Origin of the sequence: Corynebacterium ciconiae DSM 44920 (genome assembly GCF_030440575.1) — a bacterium.
Taxonomy (GTDB): Bacteria; Actinomycetota; Actinomycetes; order Mycobacteriales; family Mycobacteriaceae; genus Corynebacterium; species Corynebacterium ciconiae.
The window spans coordinates 2,128,601-2,146,597 of the sequence record NZ_CP047189.1 but is presented as its reverse complement, the minus strand read 5'-3'; the positions used below and the strand labels follow the sequence as shown (position 1 = coordinate 2,146,597).

The following is a 17,997-nucleotide window of genomic DNA, read 5'->3' as shown; positions in this document are numbered from 1 at the left end:
CTTTGTGGTGGTGGGGTTGGTGGTGTGTGTGTTGTTTGAGAACTGTATAGTGGACGCGAGCAATTTTATTGTGTTTGTTCTTAGTGTTTTTTGATTGTTTGTGTGTCTGTTTTTTATTTAGGGCGCACGGTGGATGCCTGGGCATCGTCAAGCCGATGAAGGACGTGGAAGGCCGCGATAGTCCTCGGGGAGTTGTCAATCGAGCGTTGATCCGAGGGTGTCCGAATGGGGAAACCTAGCGCATGCTGCTGTGGTGGTGTGTGTTTCCTTGTGGTGAATGTATAGCCGCATAGGGGGTGTACGCGGGGAAGTGAAACATCTCAGTACCCGTAGGAGAAGAAAACAAGAGTGATTCTGTGAGTAGTGGCGAACGAAAGCGGATGATGGCTAAAAGTCATGCGTGTGATACTCGGCAGGGGTTGCGTGTGGCTGGTTGTGGGGCATGTGTGTTGGTGATACTGCCGTGTCATCTCGATTGTTGGTGTGTGTGAGGCGAAGTGGTGTGGGATCACCTACCGTAGACGGTGAGAGTCCGGTAGCCGAACGCATGTGCTGATGGTTGTGTGCGTGTTCCCGAGTAGCAGCGGGCTCGTGGAATCTGCTGTGAATCTGCCGGGACCACCCGGTAAGCCTGAATACTTGGCGTGACCGATAGTGTATTTAGTACCGTGAGGGAATGGTGAAAAGTACCCCGGGAGGGGAGTGAAATAGTACCTGAAACCGTGTGTCTACAATCCGTCAGAGCACCCGTGGTGGTGTGATGGCGTGCCTTTTGAAGAATGAGCCTGCGAGTCAGCGGCATGTCGCGAGGTTAACCCGTGTTGTGGGGTAGTCGTAGCGAAAGCGAATACTAACTAGTGTGTTTAGTGGCGTGTCCTGGACCCGAAGCGGAGTGATCTACCCATGGCCAGTGTGAAGCAGCTGTAAGAGGTTGTGGAGGCGCGAACCCACTTAGGTTGAAAACTGAGGGGATGAGTTGTGGGTAGGGGTGAAAGGCTAATCAAACTCCGTGATAGCTGGTTCTCCCCGAAATGCATTTAGGTGCAGCGTTGCGTGTTTCTTTGCGGGGGTAGAGCTACTGGTTGGTTGAGCGGGACTATCATCTTAGCAACATCAGCCAAACTCCGAATACCGTGAATGTTATAGCGTGGCAGTGAGACTGCGGGGGATAAGCTTCGTAGTCGAGAGGGAAACAGCCCAGATCGTCGGTTAAGGCCCCTAAGAGTGTACTAAGTGGAAAAGGATGTGGGATCGCGAAGACAGCCAGGAGGTTGGCTTAGAAGCAGCCATCCTTGAAAGAGTGCGTAATAGCTCACTGGTCGAGTGGTTCTGCGCCGACAATGTAGTGGGGCTGAAGTACACCGCCGAAACCACGACAGCAACACCGTGTGTGTTGTTGGGTAGGGGAGCGTCGTGCACGACGGTGAAGCCATAGCGGAAGCAGTGGTGGAGTGTGTGCGAGTGAGAATGCAGGCATGAGTAGCGAATGCAAGGTGAGAATCCTTGCCGCCGGATGATCAAGGGTTCCTGGGTCAAGCTCGTCTTCCCAGGGTGAGTCGGGTCCTAAGGCGAGGCCGACAGGCGTAGTCGATGGCAAACGGGTTGATATTCCCGTACCCGGTTGTATGCGACCAATGATGATGCAGTGATACTAACCACCCTGAATCATATGTCACATGCCTTGTGGTGTGTGGTGTGTGAGGATGCGTGGGGCCTGATCTGTCGTAGTCAAGTGATGGAGTGACACAGAGTGGTAGCCACGCCAACCGTTGGTTGTGTTGGTGTAAACGCGCAGCCCGTGGCCTAGGTAAATCCGGGCCGCTTTTAAGGGTGAGGCGTGATACGTACCCACTTGGTGGGGATGGTGGTGATCCTGCGCTGTCGAGAAAAGCTTCTAGCGATGTATATAACCGGCCCGTACCCCAAACCGACACAGGTGATCGAGTAGAGAATACTAAGGCGAGCGGGTGAACTGTAGTTAAGGAACTCGGCAAAATACCCCCGTAACTTCGGGAGAAGGGGGACCCTACCCTGTCACTGTGTGGCGGGGTGGTGGTCGCAGAGTCTAGAGGGAAGCGACTGTTTACTAAAAACATAGGTCTGTGCGAAAACGTGGAAGTTGATGTATACGGACTGACGCCTGCCCGGTGCTGGAAGGTTAAGAGGACCTGTTAGACCCTTACGGGGTCGAAGCGGAGAATTTAAGCCCCAGTAAACGGCGGTGGTAACTATAACCATCCTAAGGTAGCGAAATTCCTTGTCGGGTAAGTTCCGACCTGCACGAATGGCGTAACGACTTCCCTGCTGTCTCAACTACAGGCCCGGTGAAATTGCATTACGAGTAAAGATGCTCGTTACGCGCGGCAGGACGAAAAGACCCCGGGACCTTCACTACAACTTGGTATTGGTGTTCGGGTCGGTTTGTGTAGCATAGGTGGGAGACGTGGAAGCATTAACGCTAGTTGGTGTGGAGTCGCACGGTGAAATACCACTCTGACCGATTCGGATATCTCAACCTTGGCCCATGATCTGGGTTAGGGACAGTGCCTGGTGGGTAGTTTAACTGGGGCGGTTGCCTCCCAAAAAGTAACGGAGGCGCCCAAAGGTTCCCTCAGCCTGGTTGGCAATCAGGTGTTGAGTGTAAGTGCACAAGGGAGCTTAACTGTGAGACAGACATGTCGATCAGATACGAAAGTAGGGACTAGTGATCCGGCACCTCATCGTGGATTGGGTGTCGCTCAACGGATAAAAGGTACCCCGGGGATAACAGGCTGATCTTCCCCAAGAGTCCATATCGACGGGATGGTTTGGCACCTCGATGTCGGCTCGTCGCATCCTGGGGCTGGAGTAGGTCCCAAGGGTTGGGCTGTTCGCCCATTAAAGCGGCACGCGAGCTGGGTTTAGAACGTCGTGAGACAGTTCGGTCTCTATCCGCCGCGCGCGTTGAAACTTGAGAAAAGCTGTCCTTAGTACGAGAGGACCGGGACGGACGTACCTCTAGTGTGCCAGTTGTTCCACCAGGAGCACGGCTGGTTAGCTACGTACGGACAGGATAACCGCTGAAAGCATCTAAGCGGGAAGCCCCTTTCAAGACCAGGTTTCTTTTGAGGTACCCCACAGACTATGGGGTTGATAGGCCAGAACTGGACGCACAGTAATGTGTTCGAGGTGACTGGTACTAACCTACCAACAAAAAACACACCACAAACCAAAAAACCAAACGCTATAAGCCGCATGCGTCCACTACACAGTATCTGAAACAACACACCCAAACACACCTATAGATGTGTCGGTGGTTATAGCATCGGGGACACGCCCGGTCCCATTCCGAACCCGGAAGCTAAGCCCGACAGCGCTGATGGTACTGCACCCGGGAGGGTGTGGGAGAGTAAGTCACCGCCGACCTAAAACTACACAACACAGAGAGAAGGCACACCCCACCCGGTGCGCCTTCTCTCTTTTTCCATACCCAGCTAAAATCGCTGATTATGCGTAAACTCAGCACTCTCGCGGCGGTGTACCTCGGAATCGGGCTCATCGCCGGCGTCTACTACCGCGAATTTACCCGCCTTCACGACTACGACGGTGACACTCAACTATCCACCGTCCACACCCACGCCCTCGTACTCGGCGTGATCGTACCGCTCGTCCTCATCGCGCTCAGCGCGTCCATATCGATTGATACCCATCGGCGCTTCACGGCCTTCTTCATCACCTACACGGTGGCGCTGACATGGATGATCGCCCACATGATCATTAAGGGCAGCTGGCAGGTGCTCAACCCAACAGGGGAATACCCCGCGGCGCTGGCTGGTATCTCCGGCATTGGCCACATACTGATGACTGTGGCGCTGATTCTCCTGTTGATGATTGTGAAACAACGCGTGCGGCTCTTCGAGCGCACCCAACGCAGCTCGTCTGCTCCAGCTACATAATCATCGTTCCTGCCCACCACGCGATCGTGCCCACGAAGAGGTGCGCAGTGATCGTCACAGCCGCTAGTCTCCACTGTTGCTCCTGGAGGCTGGTGGCTATTTCTTTAGCCAAGGTGGACCAAGTAGACAAAGCCCCAGCGACACCGGTGCCGAGAATCAGCAGTAGCCAATCCTGCAGCGGGGCGCCGGTGACGAGTCCGAGCAGGAAAGTCGCTGCCGCATTGGCGCTGAGCGTGCCCCAGGGTTGCCGCAAGTGCGTTGAGCACCAGGCGCGGAGCGCACCGCCGAGGAAGGCTCCGGTGGCTAGCGTGAGGGCGTCGATAAGCATGAGCCCCTCAATCCCACATAGGCGCAGGCTACGCACACCACCACGGTGAGAGCGGCGTAGCGAACATCTGCGGTCGCGATCGCCATATAGGCGCTGAATGAGGTAAACCCGCCGCAGAAGCCTGTAGTCCAGAACGGAGAGGCACCGCGGCGGGTGAGCACGCCCAGGGCAAAGGAGCCGAGAGCGTTGATGAACAGCAGCGTCCAGAGAGAGTCGACTGCTCCTAAAAGTAGCCATCTGCTGAGTGCGCCGAGTGCGGCGCCTGAGCCGGCTAAAAGATATAAGGCCATAACACTTCTAGGAGCGTAGTCGAAGTGTTATGGCTTGCGGGGGTTATACCCAGTCGAGTTTCGAGTCGATGCGGAATTGGCGCACCTGCTCGTCGGTGGCCTTCAGCTTCGGGTCGAAGCGCAGATAGGCCGCGGTCTCACGCGCGATGAGGCCGGAAAGGATGAGGATGCCCACCAGGTTCGGTAGGGCCATCAGACCGTTGGCGATGTCGGAGATCGTCCACACCACTTCGAGGTGGCTGACGGCACCAATGAACACGACCACGGTGAAGATCATGCGGTAGGGCAGAGAGCCGCGCCAGCCCACGAGAGACTCTACGCAGCGCTCGCCATAGTAGGACCACGCGATGATGGTGGAGAAGGCGAAGAACGCTACCGAGACGTTAACGATGGTTCCCGCCCATTGGCCGGGCAGGGCGGTTTCGAAGGCGCGGGCGGTCATGCTGCCGGCCTCGTCCTTACCGAGGGTCCACACTCCGGTGGTGATGATTGCTAGGCCGGTGAAGGTAACCACGATGATGGTGTCGATGAAGGTTTGGGTCATCGACACCAGAGCCTGGCGCACCGGGTGGTTCGTCTTGGCGGCCGCGGCAGCGATGGCGGCGGAACCCATGCCGGATTCGTTGGAGAAGATGCCGCGTGCCACACCCATCTGCAGCACCACCAGGATGGAGGAACCCACGAAACCGCCGGTGGCGGCGGAGCCGGTGAAGGCGTCGGTGAAGACCTGCGCCAGGGCGTGGGGGATCTCGTTGACGTTGATCACGAGCACGGTGACCGCACCCACGATGTAGATGATGATCATGAGCGGGACGAAGGCGGAGGTAACTCGACCGATGGCCTGGATGCCGCCGAGAAGCACGGTGCCGACGAGCACGAACATGCCAATACCGGTCACCATCGGATCGATGTTGAAGCTATCTTCCAGGCCGGTGGCCACAGCATTTGCCTGGGTGAGGTTGCCGATACCGAAGGAAGCGAGAATAGCGAAGAAGGCGAAGAGGAATGCCAGGATTTTGCCCAAAGGCCCCTTGATGCCGCGCTTCAAATACTGCTGCGGGCCACCGGATTGACCGCCCTTTTCATCCGTGACACGGAAACGCACACCGAGGAAGGCCTCGGAATACTTCGACACCATGCCCACCAGGCCGGTCATCCACATCCAGAACAATGCGCCGGGGCCACCAATCGACAGCGCCGTGGCCACACCCACAATGTTGCCCACGCCCACCGTGGCTGCCAGGGCCGTGGTGAGGGCCTGGTAGTTACTGATATCGCCTTTGCCCTCTTCGCCCTTGTCATAGAGCCCGTGGCGCAGAGCCACGCCGAGCTTGCGGAACTGCAGACCGCCGAGGCGGATCGTCATGAACAAGCCGGTGCCCAAGAGCAACGGGATCAGGAGGAAGGGGCCCCATACGAAGCCGCCGATTTTGCTGAGGATCTCGAGCAATGAATCCATTGTTCTCCCTTCGGTAGAACTGATCAGGGTGGTGGCGCCCCGGAATCTACGCCTGAACGCAACCTGAGTACACCGTAAGTGTGCTCAGCTTACTCCTTATGTGTGTCCTAGGTAACTAAGAAGCGTATTTTTTCCTCAGGCTGCATAGTTTCGGGGGTGCCACGCAGCGGGAGTGTGGGGCAGGCCGCTGCGCGATCGCCAAAAAGGGAGGATGATGGAAGTGATCGTTCACTGTTAACAACAACCAAGGAGACTGATTTCCCTATGGTTCATGAGCGCGCGGGCAAGGTCGCCCTCGATTCCGATCTCATTGATATCGCCGAGCTGGTCGCCGCCTACTACACGCGAACCCCCGACGCCTCCGATCCGGATCAGCAGGTGGTGTTTGGTACCTCTGGTCACCGCGGCTCTTCGCTGAACACGGCCTTCAATGAGCACCACATTCTGGCCACCACCCAGGCCATTGTGGATTATCGCGTAAAGGAAAAGATCGGCGGGCCGGTGTTTATCGGTCGCGATACCCACGCGCTGTCCGAGCCGGCGATGATCTCGGCACTCGAGGTGCTGCTGGCTAATGAGGTGGATGTGCTTGTCGACGCCGCGGGGCGCTACACCCCCACCCCGGCAGTCAGCCACGCCATTTTGCGTCACAATCGCAGCCTCTCTGGCGGGGTGACGGGCACCGATCCGAAGCGTGCCGACGGTATCGTGATCACCCCCTCGCACAACCCTCCCCGCGATGGCGGCTTCAAGTACAACCCGCCCAATGGTGGCCCCGCCGATACCGGCGCCACCGACTGGATCGCTGACCGTGCCAATGAGCTACTGGCCCAAGGGCTGCAGGGGGTAAAGCGCACCCCGGTCAGCGGGGTGCTGGATGATCGCGCCGGCACCTATGACTACCTGAACACCTACATCGATGATCTGCCGAACGTGGTGGATCTTGCGGCCATCAAAAACTCGGGGCTGCGGATCGGCGCGGACCCGATGGGCGGTGCCTCGGTGGACTACTGGGGCGTGATCGCGGAGAAGCACGGGCTGGATCTCACCGTGGTGAACCCGCGCGTAGATGCCACCTGGCGGTTCATGACGCTCGACGCCGATGGAGCGATCCGAATGGACTGCTCCTCGCCGTACTCGATGGCATCCTTGGTGCATAACCGCGACAAGTTTGACATCGCCACCGGCAACGATGCCGACGCGGATCGCCACGGCATCGTCACCCCCGACGCCGGGCTGATGAACCCCAACCACTATCTCGCGGTGGCTATCGATTATCTCTTCGCGCACCGCCCCAACTGGGCTGCCGATACGGCTGTGGGTAAGACTTTGGTGTCTTCGTCCATGATCGACCGAGTGGTCGCCGAGCTCGGCCGCACCCTCGTGGAGGTGCCGGTGGGCTTTAAGTGGTTCGTACCCGGGCTCATCGATGGCTCTGTGGGATTCGGCGGCGAGGAATCTGCCGGCGCGTCCTTCCTGCGTCACGATGGCACAGTCTGGTCCACGGACAAGGATGGCATCATCCTCGACCTGCTCGCCTCTGAGATCACTGCTGTGACCGGCAAGACCCCCTCGCAGCGCTACGCGGAGCTCGCCGAGACCTATGGCGCACCCACCTATGCCCGCACCGATGCCCCCGCTAACCGAGAGCAGAAAGCGGTGCTGAAGAAGCTCTCCCCCGAGGATGTGACCGCCACGGAGCTCGCCGGCGAACCCATCACCAGCAAGCTCACTGAGGCTCCCGGTAATAATGCCGTCATTGGCGGGCTGAAGGTGACCACCGAATCTGCATGGTTCGCTGCTCGACCCTCGGGCACGGAGGACAAATACAAGATTTACGCCGAGTCCTTCCAAGGCGAGGAGCATCTCAAGAAGGTTCAGGCCGAGGCACAGGCTTTGGTCTCTGAGGTGCTCGGCTAAGACTGGGCACGCTTATCGACGTCCACCTCCACCGGTTGCTCCCTGCGCGGCGTGGCCGGTGGATGTGTGTGAAATGCCCACCCCTGGTAGCTGTCAGTATGCTGTGAATCCCCTTGAAAACACCCGACCAGGTTTTATCCGACTGTGTCGCTTTAGTACCTTCAAGGCTGTGACCACCACTCAACACCAGCCCGCGCCACGTCGAGGTTTCACGGGACTACTCAGCTTGCCCGTTGTGGGAGCATGCGCCCGTTTTGTCTTGGCAGGCATCTGGATAGTCAGCGGGGCGGCGAAAATATCGGACCCCATGGCCTCCGCCCAGGCGGTTCACGCCTACGAGCTGGTGAGTTGGGATATGGGCAACATCATTGGTGTGGCGCTGCCCGCCGTGGAGCTAATCCTCGGGATCATGCTGCTGCTCGGGCTTTTCCTGCGTCCCGCCGCGGCGCTGTCAGCGCTGCTGCTCGTGGTGTTCATTCTCGGTATCGCCTCCGCGTGGGCCCGTGGCCTAACAATCGACTGCGGCTGCTTTGGTGGTGGTGGAGTAGATGATAGCGTCACCGGCACTACCTACGCGCTCGAGATCCTGCGAGATCTGGCGTTCATGGCCCTAGCGGCGATCGTGTGGTGTAACCCCTTCCGCCGTTGGGCACTGTATCCCTAAAAGACGTATTCCCTCGGGGCACCCACCCGAGAACAACCACTCAACGTGAAAGATGAGATCCCCTCGTGAGCAATAAGATTAAGAACCCTAATGACAAGGGCTCGGGCTTCCTCTGGGCGCTTGTCGCCCTGCTGGCGATCATTGCGGTCGTTGTTGGCTACATCGTGATCCAAGGCCGCAATGACAAGAAGGCCGAGATCGCGGCGAACACCGTGGACACTTCCATCAACGTGGAGGTTGAGGACAACGCCATCCGCCTCACGAGCGATGCAACCGAAGACGACGCCGCCGAGGTGGACCTGTACGAAGACTACTCCTGCCCCCACTGCGCAGAGCTGGCCGAGGCTTCCGATGAGGACATGCTTAAGGCCATCGAGGACGGCACCCTCGTGGTGAATATCCGCTCGCTGAACTTCCTCGACCGCGGCCAAGATGGCGCCTCGAGCAAAGCAGGCACCTCCGCCTACACCCTCGCTAAGGCCGGCAAGGCCAACGAGTACTGGAACTTCCGTTCGCATCTGATGAATAACCAGAACGCCATGTACTCCTGGGAACCGGATCAGTTCGCCGACGCCGCTGGCGAAGTGGGCGCCGACAAGAGCCTGCGTGATTCCATCTCGAAGCAGTCGGAGCGCGGTGACTACGACGAGATCAGCACCGCCAACGCATCCAAGCTGGAGAAGGAGACCGGTAAGGTCTCTAGCCCGCACGTGATCCACGACGGCGAGGAACTGCTGCCCAACGACAACTGGGTCAAGGACCTCGTAGGCAAATAGTTATCGAAGCGGTAGATAGCAGCAAGGCGGCACGGAATGGTGCCGCCTTGTGTGTTTTCACCCACCGCGAGCAGCAGGCAGGAAAAGTGGGTGTGAACAGCTGATTTGCTTAAGATCAACGGGGCTGTGTAAGTTATAGAACGTCCAAGGGGCTATGGCGCAGCTGGTAGCGCACCACACTGGCAGTGTGGGGGTCACGGGTTCGAGTCCCGTTAGCTCCACTAGATAAACACACACCCTGCTTCTCATCGATTGAGTCGCAGGGTGTGTGTTTTTTAATTGTCCGCCGAGCGGGGGCCAGTCAGCGCGGTGATGCTGTGTTGAACACTGTGCGGCCCAGGCCAAGAGGATCACCGCGATGAAGGCGAAGGAGGCTCTGAGATACGAGCCCGAGGTGTTCAACGCTAGTGCTTGTTCGGATGCTGGCCCCGCTAGGTGATACAGGCGAGCTTGGATGGCGGGTGAGTTCCCAAACGCCATTGCTCCCCACAAGCACACGATGGCGATGACGAGCGGTGGGGATGCCGGACGCTCAAGCCACAGAATCCACAGCGCAAGCATCGAGGCAATGATGGTGCCGATTCCTATCAGCAATGTTCGGTCTGCCCCGAGAGAGTCGGTGGCTATGCCGCCACACCAGATACCGATCATTCCCGCGAAACCGGAGAAGCTAAACGAGATGGCGCGGGCTGTGATGTCGCTGGTGGTAGTCGCGCTGAGGTAGGGGCCGAGGTAGGTGAGCATCATCGTTGAGCCGGTCATGAGCACGCAATTGGCCGCGAGGCCCAGAGACACCGGCAGTCGTCGAATAATGCGCAGTTGCTCCCCGAGACCGGCAGTGTCATCGCTATCCTCATCACGAGGCAGGGTGAAGGCTATGCGGCAGAGCACGACACAGCCCGCCAGAGCTATGCTCAAAAAACTTGCCCGCCACCCGAACGTTTCCGCCTATCCAGGTACCGAGAGGCACACCAATACGTGCTGCCGACGTCGTTCGGCGTCTACGTGTGCAGGCATGGGGATTCGTCCTTGTCTTTTCTCGCATCTAGCCTGTCGATTGGATGGCTCAGAGAGAAGATAAGAACGAGAATTTCACACCTGTGATAAATAGCGTGGGGGTGCTGTGGTCTGCGCTCCACAACGGCAGCCAGTCTCCAGTGATGCGGGCGGGGCTTTCACGCTAGGTGCCCCGATGTCACAAAAGACTGACTGCCCTGCGGTAATGCTTTTAATCCTGCAAGTTGTCCACTGCGTACTGGGCTTCTTCGGGAGTGAACTGCTCGCCGTATTCGCTGACCAACTGCTCGTACACCTGATCGAGGGACATGGACATCTCCGTGTAGTAGAACTCCGCTTTCTTCAGAGCTGCCTTGTTGTAATCCGCATCCAGATTATCCACCGCATACTGGGCGGCCTCCGGCGGAAAGTTCTCGCCATATTCCGAGGTGAGCTGTTCATAGATGCCAGCTTTGGACATGTTCAGCTGCGAGAAATAAAACTCTGCTTTCGTCAAAGCGTTCCGGTGTTCCCGCGGCACATCCTGCTCTGCTGGTTTCTCCTCAGCCGGAGGCTGATCGGCAGGGGCATTCTCCTCGGAAACATCCTCCGTGGCGACTTCCTCGGCGTCCTGGTCGTCGGCGGTAGTGCTCTCTGCTGCTGCCGTGCTGGAGGTGTCGCTGGTCGCAGTGGTGTCGCTATCGCTATCGCTGAATAGTGCGGAGCAAGCGCCTACGAGCAGCAGGATCGCTGCGATGATCGCACCCCACACGAGGCACCCCTTCTTCTTTTTCTGGGGAGGTTGCGGCGGGTACGGGGGCTGCGCGCCCTGCGGGAACTGGCCCTGCGGGTATTGCCCATTCTGCGGCTGCGCGCCCTGCGGGAACTGGCCATTCTGCGGCGGGTGGGAGTTGTTCGGATCTTGTCCTTGGGGAGGGAACTGATTGGTCATGGCGGGTGTATAAATCTTTCGTGAGTAGGCGGCCCAGGACGGGCCGAGGGGCCACCGCGAGTCGATGAGATAGACGGCTGTAATCGACGCCGGTGGAAGGGAAAGGGTGTTTTAGCGGGGTAGTGGTGGGGCTATAGCGGTCCTCTCTCTCGACGATTGCTGTTGCTTAAGAGTTATGTAAGCACGACGCTCGGACACCTCGTGTCGTGTGAGTCGAACACCACAGGTATCTGGGCGGTTCTTATCGAACAGGCGGACGCTCGTCTGGGTCTGATCGCGCTTGTGTGCGCTGTCACCACGTCTGGAAAGAAGAGGGGCGGCGGGCGTGGGCGGGCAGCATCACGTCTTCCTAGAAGGCGCTGAGCAGCCACCAGCCGCGTAGTCAATTCAAGGGAAAAAGATCGCTGTTTTTGCTGCCGCCGAAGATCCACGCCACCATCGCGAGGGTGGCCAGTCGAATCAGGGTGGAGGCAGTGGCGGCGGAGATACCGCTGAATCCCACAAGAAGCAGGCCACTAGGGCATAGCCCACTGCAGCCGGCCCAGGCGTGGCATACCGAGAACATCCCAGTGCAGCCCAGAAGGTCCCCACAAACAGGCCGCTTTTTAGGCGCGGGGCGTGGTGCGCTTGATCTCGTGGCCGTCTAGTTCTGCTGAGCCGAGTTCAAAGGCCGGGCTGCCTGTGTATTCACACATGTCTGTGTCTGCCTTGTCTCAGAGGCGAATAGGCTCAAGCATGTCTTTTCCGGGTCTAAGGGCATAATGTGGGGTGCGTGATTGATCTAGGCGGTATCTCAGCGGCGGCTACCCCATGGCTTGCGCCCACCGTTAAGCGGTGGGGCGCAGGTGAGTGTGAGGATCTCGTACGCTCATGGCTTGCGCCCGAGTGGGAGCGGCTCGATAACCGCGACTTTGCCGAGCAGCTCGATGCGGCTATCCCGTTGGAAGTCAGCGATCCCATGATGTGGGCGAATGCGAACGTTACGCTTATCGACGGATCCTGGGCGCTCAGCGGCCTGCGTTTTCGTAATCGCGACTTGGACAGGCCCTTCGTGGATGTGGTGGCCACCTCCGCGCCGCCGAGCGTGGAGGCTCTCAAACTTCTAGCCGATCCTGAGGTAGGGCCGCTGCGTCATTTCGAAGAACTACAGCCGCGATGCCTGCGAATAACCGTGCCGGATCCAGATCGCTGGGTGCGGCAGCTGGCCGAGCTGGGCTCAGGGCTTGCAGCCGAGGTGGATATCTACATCATGGCCGAATCGGTGGCGGTTCTTCGCGCCGCGCCGCGCTGCGCGTCATACTCGCAGGTGCAGCTGGTGGCGTGCGCCGCAGATCAGGCTGCGCCGCTGGTGGGTGAGATCTATGCGGAGTGTGAAAAGATCGCCCCGTTGCTGTTGTGGTGGGCAACGCCATCCACGGAGCAGGCCTTAGGTGAGGCAGCTGAGCAGGGGCTGCTGTACGTTATCCGCCGTGACGGAGAAGACGTGGGAGTGATCGCAGCCCGCGAGGAGCATTCCTATGGCCTCAAGGGGTGGGTGATGGAGGAGAAGTGTGTACACCCTAAAGCTCAAGGGGCAGGGGTGTCGGCTGCCGCTACTCAGCACCTCGTGGAGCAGCTGCCGGAGTTGCCTGGGGTGGCCACGCCGGTGGTGTGGGGGCATGTATCGGCGTCGAATGTGGCGTCGATACGCACGGCGGCTGCGGTCGGGCGGAAAGTGGTGGGCGGGGAGCTATGGGTGACCCCGCGCGGGTATCGCGGGATGCAACCGGCCGCACAGAACCTAAGTGGAGTGTAAAGTTCCACTTATAGGCGTGGTGCCCGAGTACGAAGAAAGCGAACCGAGATGCGAGCAGATGCCCAGGCGAATCGTGACGCCATTGTGACAGCCGCCCAGACCCTCTTTCAAGAGGAGGGCATCGATGTGTCCTTCCGGCGGATCGCCACCGAATCCCGCGTGGGCGTGGCTACGGTGCACCGCAATTTTCCCGACCGGCGAGTGCTGGTGACGGCCGTTACTGAAAGAGTGACCGCGCAGGCGCACGATATTGTGCGCGCCCATGAACATAGCTGGGATGAGGACCCGTGGCAGAACTGGAATGACGTGATCATCGAGCTAGTGCGGCTGGGAATCACTCCGCTGGCGGAGCAGATTTCCCGCTTCGCCTATGACGAGAACCTGCTGGCAGAGATCGTGGAACAACGCCGCGCCGCCATCACGGAGGTCTTCGCAGGGGTGTTAAAGAAAGCGCGGCGGCATCGCTTCATTCCGGCGGATGTCACGCCCATTCGTTTCGCCATGGGGATCGGCATGATCTCCCGCGAGCTACCTGCCGTGGGGCGGCAGCTCATCGATGATCAGCAGGAATGGTTTGCGCGCGTCTACCTCGAGGGGCTGCGGTCGCTGGCACAGTAGGCGAGGACGCGAAATAATCTGCGCACCTGAAATCTAATGTGAGGAGAGCGATATGCGCTGGATACCACTTGCCACCGCGGTGGGGGTTCTCATCACGGGGGCGATCGCGGTGCTCGGGGAGGCGCGAGGGGCCATTATCGCCGCCGTGCTTGCAGGCGGCTGCGCGCTATGCGGGGTGTGGGCCGTGGCCCAGCTGCGGGTAGCGCGGGGAATGCTGTTCGGCTACACCGCAGCGGCGCTGCTGGCGATGAGCGCGCTCGCCGTGGCGCTCGGCGTTGAGGGCACTATGTCCCTGATTGCCCGGGTAATCGGGGCGCTGGCCGCGGGAGCATTGTGCGTGCTCGCCGCGGGCCTGGCCGTGTATCGGCCGCGGAGGTTGCGTCGTTAAGCCTTGGGCTCGTGATAGTCGCTGACATCCTCATCAGCGTCGATCTCGGAGCGCTCCTCGTCCGCCACAGTGGCCAGCAGTTTTTCGTTGTTGGCCTTGGAGCCGTCGAGCTCGTGGTTGAGCTCGAGGGAGTTGTCATCGTAGATGTTGGGGTTGATGTAGGCGCGGGTGAGCTGGCGGATGCGGTAGCGCCGCTGCTTCTCGCCGGTCACAAGGTGCGACCAGCGGATGCGCCAGATCACGAAGATCACGCCGATCACCATGCCGATGTAGCCCAGGATGGGGAAGATGATCTGGATGAGCGGGCCGAAGCCGATGAGGCTCACTGCCCAGCTGATTCCCAGAATCACCAGCAGGTTCACCCGCTGCGGGGCGGGGGTAGCCACCTGGATGCGGCGGGAGAAGGCATAGACATCGCCCAGGGCGGTGTTGAAGATCATCACCAGAATCAGCAGTGACAGGCCCATGCCGGCCACCGGGTGGATCTCGGTGACGATCGCTGCCATCGGGATGTCCTTGCCGGCCGCGGTGTCCACGTTGAAGAACAGCACCACGGTCTCCAGCACCAGGATGATGGTGAGGATGAGCCCACCCAGCATGCCGCCGCGCGCCACGGCCTTGAGCTTGGTGTAGGAGCCGCCGATCACCAGCGACATACCCACCGCGCAGATCAAAGACATGCCGGCATAGTTAATAGCAGACCACCACCACGGCTTCACCGGGGTGGGCTCATTGCGGGCGATCTCGTTGGCGGCCTCCACAGAGAACCCGTCCGGGATGGTGGCAACCGTGTAGATGAACAGCGCCACGATGGCCACGATCATCACGGGGGTGACAGCACCGATCACTCCGGAGACACGCACCGGATTGAGGAAGCACACGAAATACACGATCACGGCCATGATCAGCGAACCCAGCCACGAGGGAATGCCGAAGGATTGCTCGAAGGTGGAGCCGGCACCGGCGAGCATCATCATGCCCATGGTGGCCATGGTGATCGACACCGCCACGTCCAGAATCCAAGACACGCGCGGGTGCGCCACGTTCTTAAACACTGCGCCATGCTCGTCGGCGAGGAAGAAGCTACCGATCTGCAGGATCACGGCGCTGACCACCACGAGGATGACGCCGGTGAGCACGAGCGCCCACACCCCAGGCCCGGTGCCGAAGGAGACGAAGTATTGCATCATCTCCTTACCGGTGGCGAAGCCCGCTCCCACAAGTAGTCCGACAAAGGCCATGGCGATTGCCATGCTCTCTTTCATGGTGTGTTGCCCCTTAGGGATATCTCTACGGTTAGGTAACGTCGCCCCATCTTTCCATGAAACGCGCTGTTCTTCTAAAGCACCGCCCTGCGCACACATGCTTATCGACGCCACCTCGCACCCCCACCACGGCCCGCCGGGGCTACCCCGAAATGGTGGCCGCACCGCGCACGGCGGTGAATATCCTCACAACTACTGGCGTCCGTGGGTGGGTCTGCTCAGTCGGGGTGGGTGGGGCTAATGGCGCAGGTGGGAGGCTATAGATTGGCCCCCGCTCGGCGGCAAGGAGCTGGGGGAGGGGAATGTGGCAGGCCCACCGGCGGTCGCGGCCGTCCACCAAGGCTGGGCGGGAGTGGGACAATGGGGCCTATGGCTGACAATGATGTTGTAAAAATTCTCACCGACGATGAGTGCCTCGAGAAGCTGGACTCCCAGCAACTGGGGCGCGTGGTGGTGCGCCGCAAGGACGAGATGGACATCTTCCCCGTGAACTACGTGTTGGATGATGGCTGTATCTATATCCGCACCGCGCAGGGCAACAAGCTGTTCTCGCTTTTCATCAACCCGGACGTGCTTTTCGAGGTGGATCACTTCACCGAGGAGCGCGCCTGGTCTGTGGTGGTGCAAGGCACGGCGGAGGTGCTCGATCGCCGCGAAGATATCGACTACGCCGAGGGCCTTGATCTCAAGCCGTGGCTACCGACGCTGAAGTACAACTTCGTGCGCATCACCCCGCGGCTGCTCAATGGTCGCGCCTTCCGGCTCGGCGAAGAGCCGGAGCGCTACTAACGCTTAAGGCGGGTACTAGCTGCGCCACCAAGTATCTACGTAGGTGGCGGGAAGCACCCGCTTGTGGCGGCCGCGCTGCCACAGCGTTTCGATGCGTTCGCGGGCGCTGTCGCTGAGGGCTTTGCCTTCGAGGTAGTCATCGATATCGCTATAGCGCACCCCGAGGGCGTCCTCGTCTGCTAGCAGCGGGCGATCGTCCTCGAGATCCGCGGTGGGCACCTTGGTCCAGGTGCTCTCTGGGGCGCCCAGCTCGGCGAGGAGTGCCGCGCCCTGGCGTTTGTTCAAGCCCCACAGCGGGAGAAGATCAGCGGCACCATCGCCAAACTTGGTGAAAAAGCCCGTAACATTCTCGGCCGCGTGATCGGTGCCCACCACCAGCAGGTTGCGCTCGCCGGCAATCGCATATTGCATCACCATGCGTTCGCGGGCCTTAACATTGCCGCGGTGAAAATCGCTCATGCTGGTTTGATCTAGGGCTTGGGCTACGGCGTCTTCCACCATGTCGGTAGCGGGCTTAATATTGATGCGCAGCTCGTGATCGGGGTGGATGAAGCGCATGGCCACATCCACATCGGCCTCATCTGATTGTCGGTCATAGGGCAGACGCACCGCATAAAACTCGGCGTTGTGGCCGCGGTCGCGGCACTGCTCCACAGCGCGCTGGGCGAGGGCGCCGGCGAGGGTGGAATCCTGCCCGCCGGAGATACCGAGAACCAGACCAGCCATGCCGGTGGTCATGAGATACTCGCTTAAGAAATCCACGCGGCGGGTGATTTCCGCCGCCGGATCAATGGTGGGGTGGACGTCGAGGTGGTCGATGATCTCTGCTTGAAGTGTGTGCATGCGGCCGATAGTAGTCCCACACCTGAGGCGGCGGCATTTTGTACAATGCCACGCCGGTGGTCTATGATAATCGTTCGTGTCATTGAACCCCGTGAGTGCCGTGCGCTCATGACGCGGTTCGGCAGGGTTCCCACGCGGTGGGTTAAGCCCCTAGAACTTATAAGCGCTAATAGAAAGGAGCGCCCGATGAAGGTCCGCAAGTCGCTTCGGTCGCTGAAGAACAAGCCGGGCGCCCAGGTTGTGCGCCGTCGTGGCAAGGTCTACGTCCTGAACAAGAAGGAGCCCCGTTTCAAGGCTCGTCAGGGCTAAGCCTTCAGGCATAAGCGTCAGCCTACGCTAGATACACCGCCTACCCTTACCTATGTGAGGATAGGCGGTGTTTTTTATAGGTAGGTGGGGATAGATCCGTGAATATAACGATTCGATAACGACCCTCCTGCGGTTTTATCATTCTCCCAAGACGGGTAAAGACAGAAGTGCTTTTGCTGGGGCAAGCTCCTTGGCAGATGTAGTGCTTACACGGTTGTCATCTTGGGAATTCTCAGCGTGTAACTACTACATGTTGTGTCCTTGCGGTAAATGGGCACTACGTATAGTGTCTATTCCAGCAGTTCGCCACAGGGATGACCTTGTTGGTGACATGACCTACCTCCGCCGCAGCGCCCGCAGTCTGCGACTCATTCCCCAAGCGATAAGGACACTTTCGACGATGGCTATCACCCTCTACACCAAGCCCGCCTGCATGCAGTGCAACGCCACCAAGAAGGCTCTCGACCGTGCCGGTCTGGAGTACTCCCTCGTGGACATCAGCATGGATAGCGATGCCCTCGATTATGTGATGGCTCTCGGCTATGTGCAGGCGCCCGTGGTGGTGGCTGATGGCGATCACTGGTCGGGCTTCCGCCCGGAGCGCATTCGCGCGCTCAGCGCCCAGGTTGCCTAGCCGCTCATCGCTTGCGGACAGTGAAGGGCCACTCGT

The 17,997-nt window shown here is 59.5% G+C and carries 16 protein-coding genes, 1 tRNA gene, 2 rRNA genes and 1 pseudogene; 13 read left to right on the top strand and 7 right to left on the bottom strand.

The genetic code is table 11. From position 1 onward, the window contains the following. Positions 1-106: 106 nt before the first annotated feature. From CCICO_RS09395 to CCICO_RS09385, 3 genes are all read left to right on the top strand, one after another. Positions 107-3,202: ribosomal RNA gene (locus CCICO_RS09395) — 23S ribosomal RNA — on the top strand. 86 nt (positions 3,203-3,288) lie between these two features. Beyond that, positions 3,289-3,405 (top strand): 5S ribosomal RNA (rrf, locus tag CCICO_RS09390). 83 nt (positions 3,406-3,488) lie between these two features. After that, positions 3,489-3,935, top strand: coding sequence for a DUF2871 domain-containing protein (locus CCICO_RS09385; protein ID WP_018020512.1), 447 nt, complete (start codon positions 3,489-3,491; stop codon positions 3,933-3,935). Here CCICO_RS09385 and CCICO_RS09380 read toward each other — a convergent pair. From CCICO_RS09380 to CCICO_RS09370, 3 genes are read right to left on the bottom strand one after another with little or no spacing between them, the layout of a single operon-like run. After that, a complete protein-coding gene (locus CCICO_RS09380) occupies positions 3,928-4,263 on the bottom strand; it encodes a fluoride efflux transporter FluC (protein ID WP_018020511.1) in 336 nt (111 codons plus the stop codon). The genes CCICO_RS09385 and CCICO_RS09380 overlap by 8 nt on opposite strands. Next, positions 4,239-4,553 carry a CrcB family protein gene (locus tag CCICO_RS09375; RefSeq protein ID WP_083878357.1) on the bottom strand — a complete coding sequence of 105 codons (315 nt, stop codon included), beginning with the start codon at positions 4,551-4,553 and terminating at the stop codon, positions 4,239-4,241. The genes CCICO_RS09380 and CCICO_RS09375 overlap by 25 nt, the downstream gene beginning before the upstream one ends. A 43-nt stretch (positions 4,554-4,596) precedes the next feature. Beyond that, complete coding sequence (locus CCICO_RS09370) at positions 4,597-6,012, bottom strand: alanine/glycine:cation symporter family protein (RefSeq protein ID WP_018020510.1); 1,416 nt, start codon at positions 6,010-6,012, stop codon at positions 4,597-4,599. 264 nt (positions 6,013-6,276) lie between these two features. Here CCICO_RS09370 and pgm point away from each other — a divergent pair, with 264 nt between their 5' ends. The 4 genes from pgm to CCICO_RS09350 all read left to right on the top strand — a co-directional run bounded on the left by pgm (position 6,277) and on the right by CCICO_RS09350 (position 9,593). After that, positions 6,277-7,932, top strand: coding sequence for a phosphoglucomutase (alpha-D-glucose-1,6-bisphosphate-dependent) (gene pgm / locus CCICO_RS09365; protein ID WP_018020509.1), 1,656 nt, complete (start codon positions 6,277-6,279; stop codon positions 7,930-7,932). Positions 7,933-8,101: 169 nt separating this feature from the next. Further along, a complete protein-coding gene (locus CCICO_RS09360; RefSeq protein ID WP_244264024.1) occupies positions 8,102-8,596 on the top strand; it encodes a MauE/DoxX family redox-associated membrane protein in 495 nt (164 codons plus the stop codon). Positions 8,597-8,661: 65 nt separating this feature from the next. Next, positions 8,662-9,372 carry a DsbA family protein gene (locus CCICO_RS09355; RefSeq protein ID WP_018020507.1) on the top strand — a complete coding sequence of 237 codons (711 nt, stop codon included), beginning with the start codon at positions 8,662-8,664 and terminating at the stop codon, positions 9,370-9,372. Between the two features lie 148 nt (positions 9,373-9,520). After that, positions 9,521-9,593 (top strand) — tRNA-Ala (locus CCICO_RS09350). Between the two features lie 169 nt (positions 9,594-9,762). On the opposite strand, the pseudogene CCICO_RS11395 reads toward CCICO_RS09350, so the two are convergent. Both CCICO_RS11395 and CCICO_RS09345 read right to left on the bottom strand, forming a co-directional pair. Continuing rightward, positions 9,763-10,305 (bottom strand): annotated as a pseudogene (locus CCICO_RS11395) (MFS transporter); the annotation flags it as partial. Positions 10,306-10,600: 295 nt separating this feature from the next. Beyond that, positions 10,601-11,320, bottom strand: coding sequence for an Ltp family lipoprotein (locus CCICO_RS09345; protein ID WP_018020506.1), 720 nt, complete (start codon positions 11,318-11,320; stop codon positions 10,601-10,603). A 772-nt stretch (positions 11,321-12,092) separates the two neighbouring features. Here CCICO_RS09345 and CCICO_RS09340 point away from each other — a divergent pair. From CCICO_RS09340 to CCICO_RS09330, 3 genes are read left to right on the top strand one after another with little or no spacing between them, the layout of a single operon-like run. Further along, positions 12,093-13,115, top strand: a complete 1,023-nt coding sequence (locus CCICO_RS09340) for a GNAT family N-acetyltransferase (RefSeq protein WP_018020503.1) — start codon at positions 12,093-12,095, stop codon at positions 13,113-13,115. Positions 13,116-13,163: 48 nt separating this feature from the next. Continuing rightward, the gene (locus CCICO_RS09335; protein ID WP_018020502.1) at positions 13,164-13,733 is read left to right on the top strand and encodes a TetR/AcrR family transcriptional regulator; all 570 of its coding nucleotides are present in this window, start codon (positions 13,164-13,166) and stop codon (positions 13,731-13,733) included. Positions 13,734-13,785: 52 nt separating this feature from the next. After that, positions 13,786-14,121 carry a hypothetical protein gene (locus CCICO_RS09330; protein ID WP_018020501.1) on the top strand — a complete coding sequence of 112 codons (336 nt, stop codon included), beginning with the start codon at positions 13,786-13,788 and terminating at the stop codon, positions 14,119-14,121. On the opposite strand, the gene CCICO_RS09325 is transcribed toward CCICO_RS09330, so the two are convergent. Continuing rightward, entirely contained in the window at positions 14,118-15,386 is a 1,269-nt protein-coding gene (locus CCICO_RS09325; RefSeq protein ID WP_018020500.1) for a YkvI family membrane protein, read from the bottom strand. The genes CCICO_RS09330 and CCICO_RS09325 overlap by 4 nt on opposite strands. A gap of 369 nt (positions 15,387-15,755) precedes the next feature. Between CCICO_RS09325 and CCICO_RS09320 the strand changes: the two genes are divergently transcribed. Continuing rightward, positions 15,756-16,175, top strand: a complete 420-nt coding sequence (locus tag CCICO_RS09320; protein ID WP_018020499.1) for a pyridoxamine 5'-phosphate oxidase family protein — start codon at positions 15,756-15,758, stop codon at positions 16,173-16,175. 15 nt (positions 16,176-16,190) lie between these two features. On the opposite strand, the gene nadE is transcribed toward CCICO_RS09320, so the two are convergent. Beyond that, positions 16,191-17,018: an NAD(+) synthase gene (gene nadE, locus CCICO_RS09315; protein ID WP_018020498.1), complete on the bottom strand. Its 828-nt coding sequence runs from the start codon at positions 17,016-17,018 to the stop codon at positions 16,191-16,193. A 186-nt stretch (positions 17,019-17,204) separates the two neighbouring features. Here nadE and ykgO point away from each other — a divergent pair, with 186 nt between their 5' ends. Then, the gene (gene ykgO / locus CCICO_RS09310; RefSeq protein WP_018020497.1) at positions 17,205-17,327 is read left to right on the top strand and encodes a type B 50S ribosomal protein L36; all 123 of its coding nucleotides are present in this window, start codon (positions 17,205-17,207) and stop codon (positions 17,325-17,327) included. A gap of 400 nt (positions 17,328-17,727) precedes the next feature. After that, entirely contained in the window at positions 17,728-17,961 is a 234-nt protein-coding gene (gene nrdH, locus CCICO_RS09305) for a glutaredoxin-like protein NrdH (RefSeq protein WP_018020496.1), read from the top strand. Positions 17,962-17,997 lie beyond the last annotated feature (36 nt).

Coding starts and splice junctions, on each gene's coding strand:
- CCICO_RS09385 (WP_018020512.1), top strand. CDS start 3,489: ATGCGTAAACTCAGCACTCTCGCGGCGGTGTACCTCGGAATCGGGCTC.
- CCICO_RS09380 (WP_018020511.1), bottom strand. CDS start 4,263: ATGCTTATCGACGCCCTCACGCTAGCCACCGGAGCCTTCCTCGGCGGT.
- CCICO_RS09375 (WP_083878357.1), bottom strand. CDS start 4,553: ATGGCCTTATATCTTTTAGCCGGCTCAGGCGCCGCACTCGGCGCACTC.
- CCICO_RS09370 (WP_018020510.1), bottom strand. CDS start 6,012: ATGGATTCATTGCTCGAGATCCTCAGCAAAATCGGCGGCTTCGTATGG.
- pgm (WP_018020509.1), top strand. CDS start 6,277: ATGGTTCATGAGCGCGCGGGCAAGGTCGCCCTCGATTCCGATCTCATT.
- CCICO_RS09345 (WP_018020506.1), bottom strand. CDS start 11,320: ATGACCAATCAGTTCCCTCCCCAAGGACAAGATCCGAACAACTCCCAC.
- CCICO_RS09335 (WP_018020502.1), top strand. CDS start 13,164: ATGCGAGCAGATGCCCAGGCGAATCGTGACGCCATTGTGACAGCCGCC.
- CCICO_RS09330 (WP_018020501.1), top strand. CDS start 13,786: ATGCGCTGGATACCACTTGCCACCGCGGTGGGGGTTCTCATCACGGGG.
- CCICO_RS09325 (WP_018020500.1), bottom strand. CDS start 15,386: ATGAAAGAGAGCATGGCAATCGCCATGGCCTTTGTCGGACTACTTGTG.
- CCICO_RS09320 (WP_018020499.1), top strand. CDS start 15,756: ATGGCTGACAATGATGTTGTAAAAATTCTCACCGACGATGAGTGCCTC.
- nadE (WP_018020498.1), bottom strand. CDS start 17,018: ATGCACACACTTCAAGCAGAGATCATCGACCACCTCGACGTCCACCCC.
- ykgO (WP_018020497.1), top strand. CDS start 17,205: ATGAAGGTCCGCAAGTCGCTTCGGTCGCTGAAGAACAAGCCGGGCGCC.
- nrdH (WP_018020496.1), top strand. CDS start 17,728: ATGGCTATCACCCTCTACACCAAGCCCGCCTGCATGCAGTGCAACGCC.